Source organism: Flagellimonas sediminis (assembly GCF_010500845.1).
Classification (GTDB): Bacteria; Bacteroidota; Bacteroidia; order Flavobacteriales; family Flavobacteriaceae; genus Flagellimonas; species Flagellimonas sediminis.
This window is the reverse complement of the sequence record NZ_JAAAMI010000001.1, coordinates 704576-718449: the sequence shown is the minus strand read 5'-3', so window position 1 is coordinate 718449 and position 13874 is coordinate 704576. Positions and strand designations below refer to the sequence as shown.

Annotated in this window: 13 protein-coding genes; 6 read left to right on the top strand and 7 right to left on the bottom strand. The window is 44.3% G+C overall.

All coding sequences use genetic code 11. From position 1 onward, the window contains the following. Nucleotides 1–45: 45 nt before the first annotated feature. Entirely contained in the window at nucleotides 46–1848 is a 1803-nt protein-coding gene (gene dxs, locus GTK07_RS03150; protein ID WP_163632938.1) for a 1-deoxy-D-xylulose-5-phosphate synthase, read from the top strand. Next, nucleotides 1845–2903, top strand: a complete 1059-nt coding sequence (locus GTK07_RS03145; RefSeq protein WP_163632936.1) for a DUF3078 domain-containing protein — start codon at nucleotides 1845–1847, stop codon at nucleotides 2901–2903. The genes dxs and GTK07_RS03145 overlap by 4 nt, the downstream gene beginning before the upstream one ends. Here the strand turns inward: GTK07_RS03145 and dgt are convergent. Further along, nucleotides 2900–4258: a dGTP triphosphohydrolase gene (gene dgt / locus GTK07_RS03140; protein ID WP_163632934.1), complete on the bottom strand. Its 1359-nt coding sequence runs from the start codon at nucleotides 4256–4258 to the stop codon at nucleotides 2900–2902. The genes GTK07_RS03145 and dgt overlap by 4 nt on opposite strands. A gap of 148 nt (nucleotides 4259–4406) precedes the next feature. Here dgt and GTK07_RS03135 point away from each other — a divergent pair, with 148 nt between their 5' ends. The 3 genes from GTK07_RS03135 to GTK07_RS03125 are packed head-to-tail and all read left to right on the top strand — an operon-like array spanning nucleotide 4407 to nucleotide 8538. Beyond that, complete coding sequence (locus tag GTK07_RS03135; protein WP_163632932.1) at nucleotides 4407–6680, top strand: inorganic phosphate transporter; 2274 nt, start codon at nucleotides 4407–4409, stop codon at nucleotides 6678–6680. Nucleotides 6681–6712: 32 nt separating this feature from the next. After that, a complete protein-coding gene (locus GTK07_RS03130) occupies nucleotides 6713–7432 on the top strand; it encodes a DUF6503 family protein (RefSeq protein WP_163632930.1) in 720 nt (239 codons plus the stop codon). Then, nucleotides 7429–8538, top strand: coding sequence for a glycoside hydrolase family 130 protein (locus GTK07_RS03125; protein WP_163632928.1), 1110 nt, complete (start codon nucleotides 7429–7431; stop codon nucleotides 8536–8538). The genes GTK07_RS03130 and GTK07_RS03125 overlap by 4 nt, the downstream gene beginning before the upstream one ends. Before the next feature lie 3 nt (nucleotides 8539–8541). Here GTK07_RS03125 and nadD read toward each other — a convergent pair whose 3' ends face one another. The 6 genes from nadD to GTK07_RS03095 all read right to left on the bottom strand — a co-directional run bounded on the left by nadD (nucleotide 8542) and on the right by GTK07_RS03095 (nucleotide 13213). After that, nucleotides 8542–9126, bottom strand: coding sequence for a nicotinate (nicotinamide) nucleotide adenylyltransferase (nadD, locus tag GTK07_RS03120; protein ID WP_163632926.1), 585 nt, complete (start codon nucleotides 9124–9126; stop codon nucleotides 8542–8544). Between the two features lie 3 nt (nucleotides 9127–9129). Continuing rightward, a complete protein-coding gene (gmk, locus tag GTK07_RS03115; RefSeq protein WP_163632924.1) occupies nucleotides 9130–9729 on the bottom strand; it encodes a guanylate kinase in 600 nt (199 codons plus the stop codon). Further along, complete coding sequence (locus GTK07_RS03110; protein WP_163632921.1) at nucleotides 9726–10583, bottom strand: YicC/YloC family endoribonuclease; 858 nt, start codon at nucleotides 10581–10583, stop codon at nucleotides 9726–9728. The genes gmk and GTK07_RS03110 overlap by 4 nt, the downstream gene beginning before the upstream one ends. A gap of 86 nt (nucleotides 10584–10669) precedes the next feature. Then, nucleotides 10670–11380 carry a 3-keto-disaccharide hydrolase gene (locus tag GTK07_RS03105; protein WP_235932432.1) on the bottom strand — a complete coding sequence of 237 codons (711 nt, stop codon included), beginning with the start codon at nucleotides 11378–11380 and terminating at the stop codon, nucleotides 10670–10672. Nucleotides 11381–11423: 43 nt separating this feature from the next. After that, entirely contained in the window at nucleotides 11424–12164 is a 741-nt protein-coding gene (locus GTK07_RS03100; RefSeq protein ID WP_163632918.1) for a 3-keto-disaccharide hydrolase, read from the bottom strand. Further along, on the bottom strand, nucleotides 12161–13213 hold the full coding sequence (locus GTK07_RS03095; RefSeq protein WP_163632915.1) for a sugar phosphate isomerase/epimerase family protein: 1053 nt from the start codon (nucleotides 13211–13213) through the stop codon (nucleotides 12161–12163). Before GTK07_RS03095 ends, GTK07_RS03100 begins: the two co-directional genes overlap by 4 nt. A gap of 158 nt (nucleotides 13214–13371) precedes the next feature. On the opposite strand from GTK07_RS03095, the gene GTK07_RS03090 reads away from it, so the two are divergent. Beyond that, entirely contained in the window at nucleotides 13372–13836 is a 465-nt protein-coding gene (locus tag GTK07_RS03090; protein WP_163632913.1) for an ASCH domain-containing protein, read from the top strand. Nucleotides 13837–13874: the final 38 nt, after the last annotated feature.

The window sequence follows — 13874 nt, the reverse complement described above, 5'->3', positions numbered from 1 at the left end:
TTACTTTTTTGAAGACATGGCTAAGCTACGCATAAAAAAATTTTGATGAGAATCGGTACTTTTGTTTTTTATCCATTGGAAACTCTGCTATCAAATATCAATTCCCCCGCCGACCTCAAAAAATTAACTTTGGATGAGTTGCCTAAACTTGCCCAAGAACTCCGTGATTTTATCATCGAAATCGTTTCAACAAAAGAAGGTCATTTAGGGGCCAGTTTAGGCGTAGTGGAATTGACCATAGCACTACACTATGTGTTCGATACCCCCAACGACAAGCTCATCTGGGATGTGGGCCACCAAGCCTATGGTCACAAGATCTTAACAGGTAGAAAGGAAATTTTTGAAACCAATCGTCAGTTGGGCGGTATAAGTGGCTTCCCAAAACGAGGTGAAAGTATTTATGATGATTTTGGAACGGGACATAGCTCCACGGCCATTTCGGCGATTTTGGGCATGGCCATGGCCTCCAAATTGAAGGGCGATTCCAAAAAGCAACATGTGGCTGTGGTCGGCGACGCTTCCATTGCCAGCGGCATGGCGTTTGAAGGATTGAACCATTTGGGTGTCACAGATGTGAACACACTCATCATTTTGAACGACAATGCCATTGGAATAGATCCAAGTGTTGGTGCCCTAAAAAAATATCTTACCAACGTTAAAGCAGGCACCGCGAAGGACGAGAACATTTTTGAATGTCTCAACATCAATTATTCAGGACCCATGGACGGCCATGATGTAAAGGCATTGGTCAACCAATTGGAGCGTCTAAAAAAAATGCAGGGACCCAAGTTGTTGCATATCATCACCACTAAAGGCAAGGGACTAAAAAAAGCTGAGGAAGATCAAGTGGTATACCATGCCCCAGGTAAATTTGATAAGCTTACCGGGGAAAGGGTTAAAAAACCGAACGGGGCCGAACCACCAAAATACCAAGACGTCTTTGGCCACACCTTGGTTGAATTGGCCGAAAAGAACAAGAACATTGTAGGGATAACACCAGCCATGCCTACCGGAAGTTCCCTTAAATTCATGATGGAACAAATACCGGATCGCGCCTTTGATGTGGGCATTGCCGAGCAACATGCGGTTACCTTGGCGGCGGGTATGGCTACCCAAGGTTTGGTTCCATTTTGCAACATTTACTCCACTTTTTTACAACGGGCCTATGATCAGGTTATCCATGATGTGGCACTTCAAAAATTGCCGGTCATCTTTTGTTTGGACCGGGCCGGATTGGTTGGCCAAGATGGCCCTACACACCATGGCGTTTTTGATATCGCCTATCTCAGATGCATCCCCAACATGGTAATATTTGCCCCCATGGACGAAATGCAACTGCGGAACATCATGTTCACCGCACAACTGGGACTAAACGGTCCCATTGCGATACGTTATCCCAGGGGTAATGGGGTGAATCTGGATTGGAAAAATAAATTCGAACGTATTGAAATGGGAACCGCCAGATGTTTAAAGGAAGGGGGCAAGATGGCCATTTTAACCCTAGGGCATGTGGGAAACGAGATGAGATCCCTGATTCAATCGTTGAATCGACCCGAATTGGTGGCACATTTTGATATGAGGTTCGCAAAACCATTGGACAAACAAACGCTACGCACTATTTTTGAAAAATATGAGCAGATCATTACTGTGGAAGACGGATGCATCACGGGGGGGTTTGGATCTGCAGTACTTGAATTTGCAAATGAAGAAGGATATTCAAAACCTGTTAAGATTTTTGGTGTTCCGGACCAGTTTGTTGAACATGGTACAATACCGGAAACCCAAAAGCTGGCTGGTATGGATTTTGATACCCTGTTTTCCTTTATACAATCAACCCTAGACCAATGAGGATATTTTGCTTTCTGATCCTTTTACTCGCCGTTACCTTTTCCGCCAGTGCCCAAATCAGTAGATTAAAAGTTTTTGAACCCGATAGTGTGAACAATGGTTTCAAGATCGTACGCATTAAGGACGTAAAGTTGAAATACCTTCCCCGGAGTGCTAAACTAACCGATCCAAGGGCTGTTTTGAACAGGGTAAAACCCTTGAGCAAATGGTACAAACGATTTGTGCCCACCTCTTTCTGGAAAAAAGTGAATCAATTTGGCCTCAACATCAATGAGGTTTCTTTTGTAAATTGGAACGCAGGGGGCGACAACTCGGTATCGGCCTTGGCCAGTTTCAACTTTGCCAGGAACTATAAATTTCGATATCTAAACTGGAACAACGAAGCACAATTGAGGTATGGCCTCAATGCCCAAGAAGGCAGAAAACTTCGAAAAACCGACGATCAGATAAGGCTTTCCTCTACCATCAGTTTCAGGAAAGATACCATTACCAGTTGGTACTATTCGGTCAAGGCCAATTTCAACACCCAGTTTTCCAATGGTTTCAAATATCCGGATCGGGATAATCCTATCTCTAGGTTTATGTCCCCAGGGTATCTTTATGTGGGGGTCGGTACTTCGTATATCCCTGCCAATGACAAGTTCAACCTGTACATTTCTCCCGCTACCATGAAATCAACATTCGTAATGGACGAGGTTTTGTCCAGCCAAGGTGCCTTCGGAGTGGATAAGGGGGAAAATGTTTTTTTGGAACTTGGTTTCTTGATAACCAATACGTGGGAAAAGGAAGTCATGAAAAATGTCTTGATGAACCATCGCATCAATTTATATACGGATTATGTGCGAAGTTTTGGGAACATTGATGTAGATTGGGAAATGAATTTCAACCTAAAGGTCAATGACCACATCAACGCCAATATTGGCACCCATCTTATTTTTGATGACGACATTAAGTTTGATGAAGTGGTGGATGGCGATGGAAATGTTCTTGATCCAGGTATTTCCCGAATCCAGTTCAAACAACTATTGGGACTGGGGCTTATCTACAATTTTTAAACCTTTCTTCCAGTGAGTTTGTCGTGGATATGCACCGCGGCACTGTCCGAAAGACTGGCCACAAAACAACTGGTATCCAACAAGATCTTGTAAACCGATGTTTCAGAGTTTCGGTACATTTCAGGTAGGCTTTTGATCAATAAACGGTCGTAATTGTTGGCATTGCCCTGTTTGGCGTTGATAAGGGCCGAAGTATACATTTCCAATAAATCGGAGATAATACGATACCCGGCCAGTTCTTTGTCCACTACCTCATTGGATTGGTATATCCTCTCCACACTTAAGGCGATGATATCTTCAACTTGGGCCTGGTACTTTCCTTTGTCCAATAAAGATGTATCAAACTCCCCTTTTAAAATCTTTTCCTCGTTTTGCACGAACACATCAACGGCATCTTGAATCAACGTGTTGATGGCCAAAGCCCTCAAATAACTCAAACGGTCACTGGAATTGGTCATGGCATTGTACTTTTTGGTGTTGATGTTTGCCTTTACCAAATTGATCAAATATTCCAATGCATATTCTTCGGGAACCAGTCCTAGATTGATCCCGTCCTCAAAGTCGATGATGGTATAACAAATATCGTCCGCGGCTTCCACCAGATACGTAAGTGGATGTCTAAAAAATCCTGTTTTGGGATTATGGGGATTGGGCAACAACCCTATCTCATTGGCCACTTCCATGAAAAACCCCTTTTCAGATTGAAAGTACCCAAACTTCTTATCGGCAATATGTTTGGACGGCTTTTTGGGCAAGGATGCTTTGGGATATTTCATAAACGCACCCAAAGTGGCATAGCTCAACCGCAGACCACCGGGAACCCCACTTCTGGATTCTGTAAGCAATTTAAAACCGTTGGCATTCCCTTCAAAATCAATTAGGTCTTGGTATTCTTCCGTTGAAAGTTCCGCTTCATATTTGGCCCCTGTGCCGTTTTTAAAATAATTGCCGATGGCCTTTTCCCCACTGTGCCCAAAGGGTGGATTGCCAATATCGTGCGCTAGGGCGGCAGCGGCCACAATGGCCCCAAAATCATTAAAATGATACCCATCCATGGCTGCCAATGATGGGTATTTGGTCAATATTTGTTGCCCTGCGATCCTTCCCAAACTTCTACCCACTACCGAAACCTCCAAACTGTGAGTAAGGCGGGTATGTACAAAATCTTTGTTGGAACCAATACTGATTGGCATAGGAACCACTTGGGTCTTATCCTGTAGACTGCGGAATGCTGATGAGAAGATGATTCGGTCATAATCCACCTCAAAGCCCAATCGGGTCTCGTTCTGTTCTTTTCGCAATCGCTTTGCTGTATCTCCGTGACGTCTTAAAGAAAGTAACTGTTCCCAGTTCATGTTGCATGCATTTATGGCGAAGATATATCAAATCGATAACCTGTGCTTTCCGCATGGAAAATATTGATACTTTTAAGGCAGTATTTGGTAACCTTTTGTTAACCTTATTGCGGATTTATAGTGGCATTTTTGTCATATTTCTGAAAGAATGGGGGAGAATATCTACATTTTCATGGTTGTTGCACTTGGCATTTTGGCAATAACCGATTTAGTGGTCGGCGTAAGCAACGATGCCGTTAACTTCTTAAATTCCGCCATTGGCTCTAAAGCATTGTCCTTCAAGACGGTAATGATTGTAGCCAGTGTTGGAATCGCTTTCGGTGCCGTTTCATCCAGTGGAATGATGGAGGTTGCCAGAAAGGGAATCTTTAATCCCGGGGAATTTGTTTTTGAAGAGATCATGTTCATCTTTATGGCGGTCATGATCACCGACATCCTGCTATTGGATTTCTTCAACACCTTGGGAATGCCTACTTCCACAACCGTTTCCATCGTTTTTGAATTGTTGGGCGCATCGGTTGCCATTTCTCTTTTTAAGATTGCCAAAGCGGACGGAGGATTCTCCGATTTGATTACCTACATCAATACGGACAAGGCCGCAGAAATCATTTTTGGAATCCTGCTCTCGGTCTTCATTGCCTTTACGGTCGGGGCCTTGGTGCAGTTTGTCTCCAGGGTTTGGGTTTCTTTTGATTTTAAATCAAAATCCAAATGGATCGAATCCATTTTTGGTGGTTTGGCCATCACGGCCATTATCTATTTTATCTTGGTGAAAGGTCTTAAGAGCGCAGCCTTGTTGGAAGGTTCCTTTTCAGATTTTGTGGCCAATCAACCGGAATTATTTCTCTTTATCAACTTTGCTTTTTGGACTGTGGTATCGTACCTGTTGGCCACTATGGCAAGGTTGAACATTTACAAATTGGTCATCGGTTTCGGAACTTTTGCCTTGGCCATGGCCTTTGCAGGTAACGATCTTGTAAACTTCATCGGTGTGCCTATTGCAGCATTGCAATCTTACCAAGATTGGCAAGCTTCGGGCATTGCTCCGGCCGATTTTAATATGGGTGGACTTTCCGCAGCTGTACGCACCCCAACCCTATTGTTATTGGTTTCAGGTGCCGTAATGATCTTGACCCTTTGGTTTTCATCCAAGGCAAAAGGTGTGGTAAAGACCAGTGTGGACCTGGCCAGACAAGATGAAGGCGATGAAAGGTTCCAGCCGAATTACCTTTCCCGTCAAATCGTAAAATTAAGCATCGCCGCCTTTGAGACGCTGTCAAAAGTTGTCCCTCCGGCGCTACAAACCAGGATCGACAAACAATTTGTGATTCCGTATACCTACGTACCCAAAAGTAAAGTTCAGGACATGCCGGCATTCGACTTGGTGCGTGCTTCCGTAAACTTGATGGTAGCCAGTATCCTTATTTCCTTGGCCACTTCCATGAAATTGCCTTTGTCCACAACCTACGTGACCTTTATGGTGGCCATGGGTTCCTCTTTGGCCGATAGGGCTTGGGGTGCAGAAAGTGCCGTGTATCGTGTTGCCGGAGTATTGAACGTGATCGGTGGATGGTTCTTTACAGCATTGAGTGCCTTCATTGCATCCGCAATCATTGCCTACATTCTGTTCATCGGTAAATTCATTGCCCTGGCCATTATGTTGGTTGCCGCCGCAGCCATTTTGCTTCGCAACTATTTGTCACACAATAAAAAATCGAAGGAAATAAAGGCCGAGGATAGTTTGAGACGGGCAGAAAGTAGCTCTATTCAAGGGGTGATAGAAGAAAGTGCCGCCAACATTGCCAACGTAGTAAAACGAAGCAATAGGATCTATACCAATTCCATAACTGGTTTGGCCAAACATGATCTCGACTTTTTGAAGAAAAACAAAAAGCAGAGCAACAAACTTTCCGAAGAAATTGATGATTTGAGAAACCACACGTTTTATTTCATCAAAAATTTGGATGAGGCCCATGTAGGAGCCAGTAACTTCTACATCAATGCCATGGGACATTTAAATGACATGTCCCAATCCCTGGAGTACATTGGGAAAGTGAGCTTTAACCACGTGCATAACAACCACAAAAAGCTCAAATACAACCAGATCAAGGAGCTTAAGGAAATCGATCAAAAACTTGAAGAGGTTTTCGATAAGACCCAAAAGGCTTTTGAAGAGCGTTCTTTCCAACAGATCGGGGCCATTCTGAGTACCAAACAAGAGCTTTACGATATGGTATCCCAAAAAATCGATCGTCAAGTTTCCAGGACCAGGACGGAAGAATCCAGCCCCAAGAACACCACCCTTTATTTTTCCATTTTAATGGAGAGCAAAGACTTAATCACTGCCATGATGGACCTCTTGGAGCTGTACTATGCCGAGCATGATAGTACTGTAACACCAGCAAAGATCGAGAAGAAATAAAGTGGTATCTTTCCTATCAGATTAATTTTGATATGAAAAGATTTTACATTGCCCTTTTGGCGACCTCCCTGTTCCACATCAACGGAATGAAGGCTCAGCAAACTGCGGATCAAGTACTCAATAAGGCCATCGCCTTTCACGATCCGAACGGTAACTGGCGTAGCTTGAATACTACTTTTAAGGTGGTAATGACCACTCCCGAAAGACCTACCCGCACCAGTACCATCAAAGTGGATTTTCCACACAATACCTTTAATTTGAATGTGGAGCAAGGTGGTGACACCTATACCTATAACATAAAAGGAAACGCCTGCACCATCACCTTGAACGGGAGCGAGAATATTTCCAAAGCTGATGCTGAAAAGTTCAGGCTAGATTGCAAGCGAGGCATTTTCATGAAAAATTACTACACCTATCTATACGGGCTTCCCATGAAGTTGAAAGATCCCGGCACCCATTTGGATCCAAAGGTTCAGAAAAAAGCATTCAAGGGGAAGGAATATTTGGTCCTAAAAGTTACCTATGATGCCGAAGTGGGCACAGACGACTGGTATTTTTATTTCGATCCAAAAAATTATGCTTTGGAAGTTTATCAGTTTTATCACGATGAATCCAAAAATGATGGGGAATATATCCTTCTAGAAGGATTGGAAGAAATCAACGGCATAAAAATGCCAAAGACACGGGCTTGGTACGTGAACAAGGACAATAAATATTTGGGCACCGACACCCTCCAAAACATTTCCAAATGAAAATAAAGTTCCCCTTACTGTTTGCCTTACTTCTTGCTTCTGCTACCCTATTGGCGCAGACCAAGGAAAAAAGTTGGGTGTTGGGCCCGTTTGAGCGCCCTGCGGATGCGCAGCCCGTACTCCAGAAAGATGAAGCTTCCATCTTCACTGATCCCATTACCCATACTGTTGCCCATTGGGAATCCATGGCCACCTTCAACCCGGCTGCCATTGTAAAAGATGATTCCATTGTGGTGTTATACCGGGCAGAGGAAAAATTGGGCGAAAAAGAAATTGGGGGTCACCGATCTCGAATCGGCATGGCCACTTCCAATGACGGGTTCCGATTTTCCAAAAGACCCGCTCCTGTTTATTATCCCGACGAGGATGGCCAAAAACACAATGAATGGCCTGGGGGCACCGAAGACCCGCGAATCGTTCAGACCGAAGATGGCCTTTATGTATTAACGTATACCCAATGGAACCGTGAAGTACCCAAATTAGCGGTAGCCACTTCCAAGGACCTCATCCACTGGAAAAAGCATGGCCCTGCATTTAAAAACCATAGGGATGGCATATACTTGGATCGAGAAACCAAATCCGGGGCGATTGTCACGGAACTCAAGAATGGAAAATTGGTAGCCGCCAAAATCCAGGGTAAATACTGGATGTATTATGGCGTACCCCATATTTGGCTCGCCAGTTCCACAGATTTGGTCCATTGGGAGCCCCTGGAGACTCATGAGGACAAACTTGCACCCGTTTTAAGCCCTAGGCCTGGTTATTTTGACTCATGGCTGGTTGAGGCCGGCCCACCACCAATTGTAACGGAAAAAGGCATTGTTGTGCTTTACAATGCAGGAAACTCCCAAAACGTTGGTGTCAAGGATTTGGGAAATAGGGTCTACACAGGGGGACAGGCCCTTTTTGATGCCAATGAGCCTTGGAAACTGCTCGGTCGCACCGATGAACCCTTCATTAAACCTGAGCTACCTTTTGAAAAATCGGGCCAGTATGTAGACGGGACTACCTTTTTAGAGGGATTGGTGTTTTATAAGGGAACGTGGTTTTTGTATTATGGCACCGCGGACAGTATGGTTGGGGTGGTTTCGGCAAAAATGGAATAATTCCTATCGATAAAAATTCATTTCGTCCATATATTTCCAAACAGCATAGGGAAGTAACGGACGTATGTTTTTACCATCATGGTGGGCGTTACGGATAAAGGTGGAAGAAATTTCCATAATGGGGGCATCCACTTTGATAATCTTGGGATTATCCTTGAACCGATGTTCCACTTCACCATGGGAAACCCTTGGGTACACATAAATATCGTGAAGTTCCAAAATGGCCTCATAATTTTTCCATTTATGGAAACTCTTCAGGTTATCCTCGCCCATGATCAACGAAAAATGATGGTCTTTCCCATATTTTTCTTCCAGATGCACCAAGGTATCCACCGTATAATTGGGTTGGGGAAGATCAAACTCAATGGTGCTAGGTTTTAATTTGGGATAGTCCTGTATCGCTTCATTGACCATTTGGTACCGATGGTGGTCATCCAAAAGCGATTGCTTGGTCTTAAAGGGACTTTGTGGCGTGATGACGAACCAAACCTCATCCAAATCGGAAAACTCCACCAGATGGTTCGCAATGACCAAATGACCAATATGTATGGGGTTAAAGGTCCCGAAAAAGAGCCCTACCTTTTTCATGGCTTATTCGTCTTTTGAATCCGGTATTTGGGCACCCACGTATTCGGCGACCAATCGGTGCGCCTCGTTCAGGGCCACATCCAAATCGTAATTTTTGATAATCTTGTCGAACTGTGGTGCCGTAGCCAATTCCACAGAGGCCTTGGCAATCCTCATGTTGATCTTATCATCACTTTCGGTGCTACGCTTCTTCAAACGGATCTTGAGTTCGTCCACACTGGGAGGTTTTACAAAAACGGCCAATGTCTTATCCGGAAATTTTTTCTTGATCCGAAGTCCACCAACCACATCTATATCAAAGATCACATTCTTTCCTTCGGCCCAAAGGCGTTCCACTTCGCTCTTCAAGGTTCCGTAAAAATTATCGCGATACACTTCTTCCCACTCCAAAAAATCCTCGTCCTTGATGTGTCGCTTAAACTCGGAAACCGACATAAAGTAATAGTTGACCCCATGCTTTTCCTTACCCCTTCGTGGTCTTGAGGTGGCCGATACGGAAAAGGCCAAATTCAACTCAGGTTGGTTCAACAAATGCTGCACAATGGTGGTCTTTCCGCTTCCGGACGGGGCCGAGAATATGATGAGCTTTCCTCCTTCCGTCATAGTACATTGAGCATTTGTTCCTTTATCTTTTCCAATTCATCCTTCATCTGGACCACCAATTGTTGCATAGGGGCATAATTGGCCTTGGAACCGATGGTGTTGATTTCCCTACCCATTTCTTGTGCGATGAAACCCAGTTTTTTTCCATTGGAATCACTTGATTTCAAAGTGGTCTCAAAATAGTTCAGGTGGTTGGCCAAGCGCACTTTCTCCTCGGTGATATCGTATTTCTCCAGATAATAGATCAACTCTTGTTCAAAGCGGTTGTCATCCAATTCAATCTGGAGGTCGGCCACTGCACGCTCCAAACGTTCGCGAACCGTTCCCAAACGTTCTGGATCCATGGCATTTACTTTTTCCAGTAAGGCATTCAAGGTTCCTAACCTGTCCACAAAATCCTGTTCCAGTACCTTCCCCTCCTCGCTCCTAAAATTCATGATTTCAGAAAGGGCCTCCTTCATCGCTTTTAGGATGGCTTCGTATTCGGTTTCGTTGATGTCGTCCTTGTCGGTTTTTAGGGTATCGGGCATCCGAAGGGCCAGTTCAAGGAGTTTGATGTCATCGCCATTGGCAATGTTCCTCAACTGCTCCATATATTTTTTGACCACGCCCTGGTTGACCTCAGCTGTTGTTTCTTCCCCTGTGATTTCCACATACAACCCAAGATCTATCTTGCCGCGTTCCAGGGTATCGGCAATCATCTTGCGCAACTCCAATTCCTTTTCACGGTACGATTGGGGAATTCTGGCATTGATGTCCAAACTTTTACTGTTGAGCGATTTGAGCTCAATGGTTATTTTTTTGGAAGGAAGCTGTATTACGTGCTTCCCAAAGCCGGTCATGGATTGAATCATAGATCAAAATAAATTTCGCCAAAGGTAACCAAAATTGCTTTTGGCCCTTTGGCGGTATAGTATTGCTAAAAAGGGTCAAGAAACTATTATAGTTCCCTTACCCAAATATTTCGATAGCTTACACGGCTGTTATCGCCATGGTCCTGAAGCTTCAAAGGTCCTTTGCCATGAACAGGATTCTTGGGCCAACCAATATATGGGGTGGTTCCCTTGATCTCCACATGATCTTGGATCAACACTCCGTTCTGGATAACCGTAAGGGTCCCGGACTTTACCTTTTGCCCTTTTTCAAATATGGGCGCATGGTAAATAATGTCAAAGGTATTCCATTGGCCCGTTGGAACCGAAGCCATTGCCAAAGGCGTATGCTGCTTGTAAATGGAACCCACTTGCCCGTTCACATAAGTATAGTTGTCATTGTTGTCCAATACCTGAACCTCATATAAACCTGAGATAAAGATTCCACTATTGGCCCTACTCTGTCCCTTCCCTTGTACTTCGGCCGGTGATTTCCATTCGATGTGCAGCTGCATGCTACCAAAATTTTGCTTGGTCTGGATATCACCTGTTCTATTGTTCACGGTCATGCTGCCATCTTTGTTCAAGGTCCAATTGGCAGCGGTACTATCCCTGGAACTGATCCAATTGTCCAAATTCGATCCATCAAATAGAACAATGGCATCACTGGGCGCAGAGCCATTGTTACCCGGTCTTACTTTGGGCGGTACGGGTTCATAAAACTCCGTTTGCTCAGGTTTAGTAGGCTCCACTTCTTGGGCCGATACGTAAAGTCCCATGGACAAACAAATGGCCAAAGGGGCAAATCTCAATACTGACATCCTAAAGCTCTTTAATTTTAATATTCTTGAATGACACCACATTCCCATGGTCCTGAAGTCCTATCTTACCTGTTTTGAAGGCTCCGAAAGCTTCCCAATCCGCAAATTTGGAGTTGGCCACCAACGTATCCCAACCTTCTCCTTCTACCGGGAATTCAACAATTATGGTTCCATTAAGTTTTACATGACCTTCATTGGTTTTATGGTTGACCATGATTTCCACGGCATTCCATTCTCCTGCAGGTTTTACCGATTTTTCCGATGGCGGCACCATGTCATATAAAGATCCCGCCAAACGATCGGTGCCATTCTTTGCATCAGGATGTCTCTCATCGTCCAAGACTTGGACCTCTGGTCCTGTCAAATAGGGTTCACCAAACTTTTCATCTTCTTTAACACCCCAAAAAATTCCACTGTTTCCACCTTCAGCAATCTTCCATTCCATGGTCAATACAAAATCGGTGAACTCCTTATCGGTTACCAAATTGTAATTGGCACCTTCTGGTCTGGATTCAGGCGGGTAAAGCACCATTGCACCATCCTCAATTTTCCATGGCTCAGTAACTGTGCCATCATTGTAAAAATGCCATCCATCAAAAGAGGAGCCATCGAACAGAACGGTCCACTCAGGCGTTTCAACCACCTCTACCACTTCTTCTTCTGTAACTTCGGTATTTTCTTTTGGTTTTTCCTTGCAAGCAAAGGTCAGGGCCAAAACGGCCAATACAATTGGTTTTTTCATAATCCTAGTATTTGTTTTAGTTGATTTTTATCTATTTCTGCTCCAGCAAAATCATCGAAGGTCTTGGTAGTGGCCTCAATGATATGGTCCTGTATAAATTTGGCTCCCTCACGGGCCCCTTGTTCCGGGCTCTTGATACAACATTCCCATTCCATCACCGCCCATACATCGCATCCGTATTGGGTGAGTTTGGAGAAGATGGTCTTAAAATCGATTTGACCATCTCCCAGGGAACGGTACCTTCCGGCCCTATCCCCCCAATCGTTGTACCCACCAAAAGCACCTTTCTTACCTGTTGGATTAAACTCGGAATCCTTTACATGGAAGGCCTTGATAAACTCATGGTAAAAGTCGATGTATTCGATATAATCCAATTGCTGCAATACAAAATGGCTTGGATCATAAAGGATGTTCACCCGCTTGTGGTTACCCGTTGCGGCCAGAAAGCGTTCAAAGGTGTCCCCATCATGCAAGTCTTCCCCTGGGTGGATCTCGTAACAGACATCCACGCCTTCTTCGTCAAAATGGTTCAGGATGGGCATCCACCTGTTTGCGAGTTCCTCAAACCCCATTTCTACCAATCCGGCGGGACGTTGCGGCCATGGATGTGCGGTGTGCCAAAGCAGTGCCCCTGAAAATGTGGCATGGGCATTGAGCCCTAATCTTTTACTGGCAGTGGCGGCCTTTTTTACCGTTTCAATGGCCCATTGGGTGCGTTCCTTGGGTTTACCCTTAAGGGCATCGGGCGCAAAATTGTCGAACATGATATCGTAGGCCGGATGCACCGCCACCAGTTGTCCTTGCAAGTGGGTGGAAAGTTCAGTGATCTCCAACCCGTAGGAATTAATCTTTCCCTTGAGTTCATCACAATAATCCTGGCTTTCCGCAGCCTTGTCCAAATCGATGAGGAATGACTCCCACGTGGGTATCTGAATGCCCTTGTACCCCAAACCTGAGGCCCATTTGCAAAGTCCGTCCAAAGAATTGAACGGCGGTTGACTGTCTATGAATTGTGCTAAAAAAACAGCCGGTCCTTTGATTGTCTTCATTGAAATTGATTTTTAGGAATTTGCAAATCCTGACTTATTTAGGATTTATCTTCTATATTTAAGAAAAAAACTATGCTAATTTTACATCTCATGTAGTAAGACATAAATATAGGGATTCATTAACAATTAATACAGCATATCTTTTTTAAAAACTACTTATGGAAAATGCCTCTGCCCGAAATCTTTGGGGCGACTTTTTGGATGCCCATCTGGAATTTGCCTCCCAGGAAGCTCCGAAGGTCATCCACTTCTGCGATAATGAAAAAGATGCCGACGAATGTGCTGCCCTTGTCTGCAAGGAAATAAAAAGGGCTACTACCCACTCTTTAAAGGGCCTACAACTGCGAAATGAAAGATTACCGAAAATCGGAGACTTTTATGTAGTCACCGATTGGAATGGAAATGCCAAATGCGTGATCCGAACTACCAGCGTAAAATTGACACCCTACTTCAGTATTCGGGAAGAACATGCCCGAAAAGAAGGCGAAGGGGACAAAAGCCTGGACTATTGGAAAAAGACCCATTGGGACTATTATACCCGTGAGCTTACGCAATTGGGAGCAGGACCCACAGATAGTATGATCGTGGTCTTTGAAGAATTTGAAATGCTCTACAAAAAATAATGGCGGCCAATGGCCGCCATTATTTTTATGGTTTGATG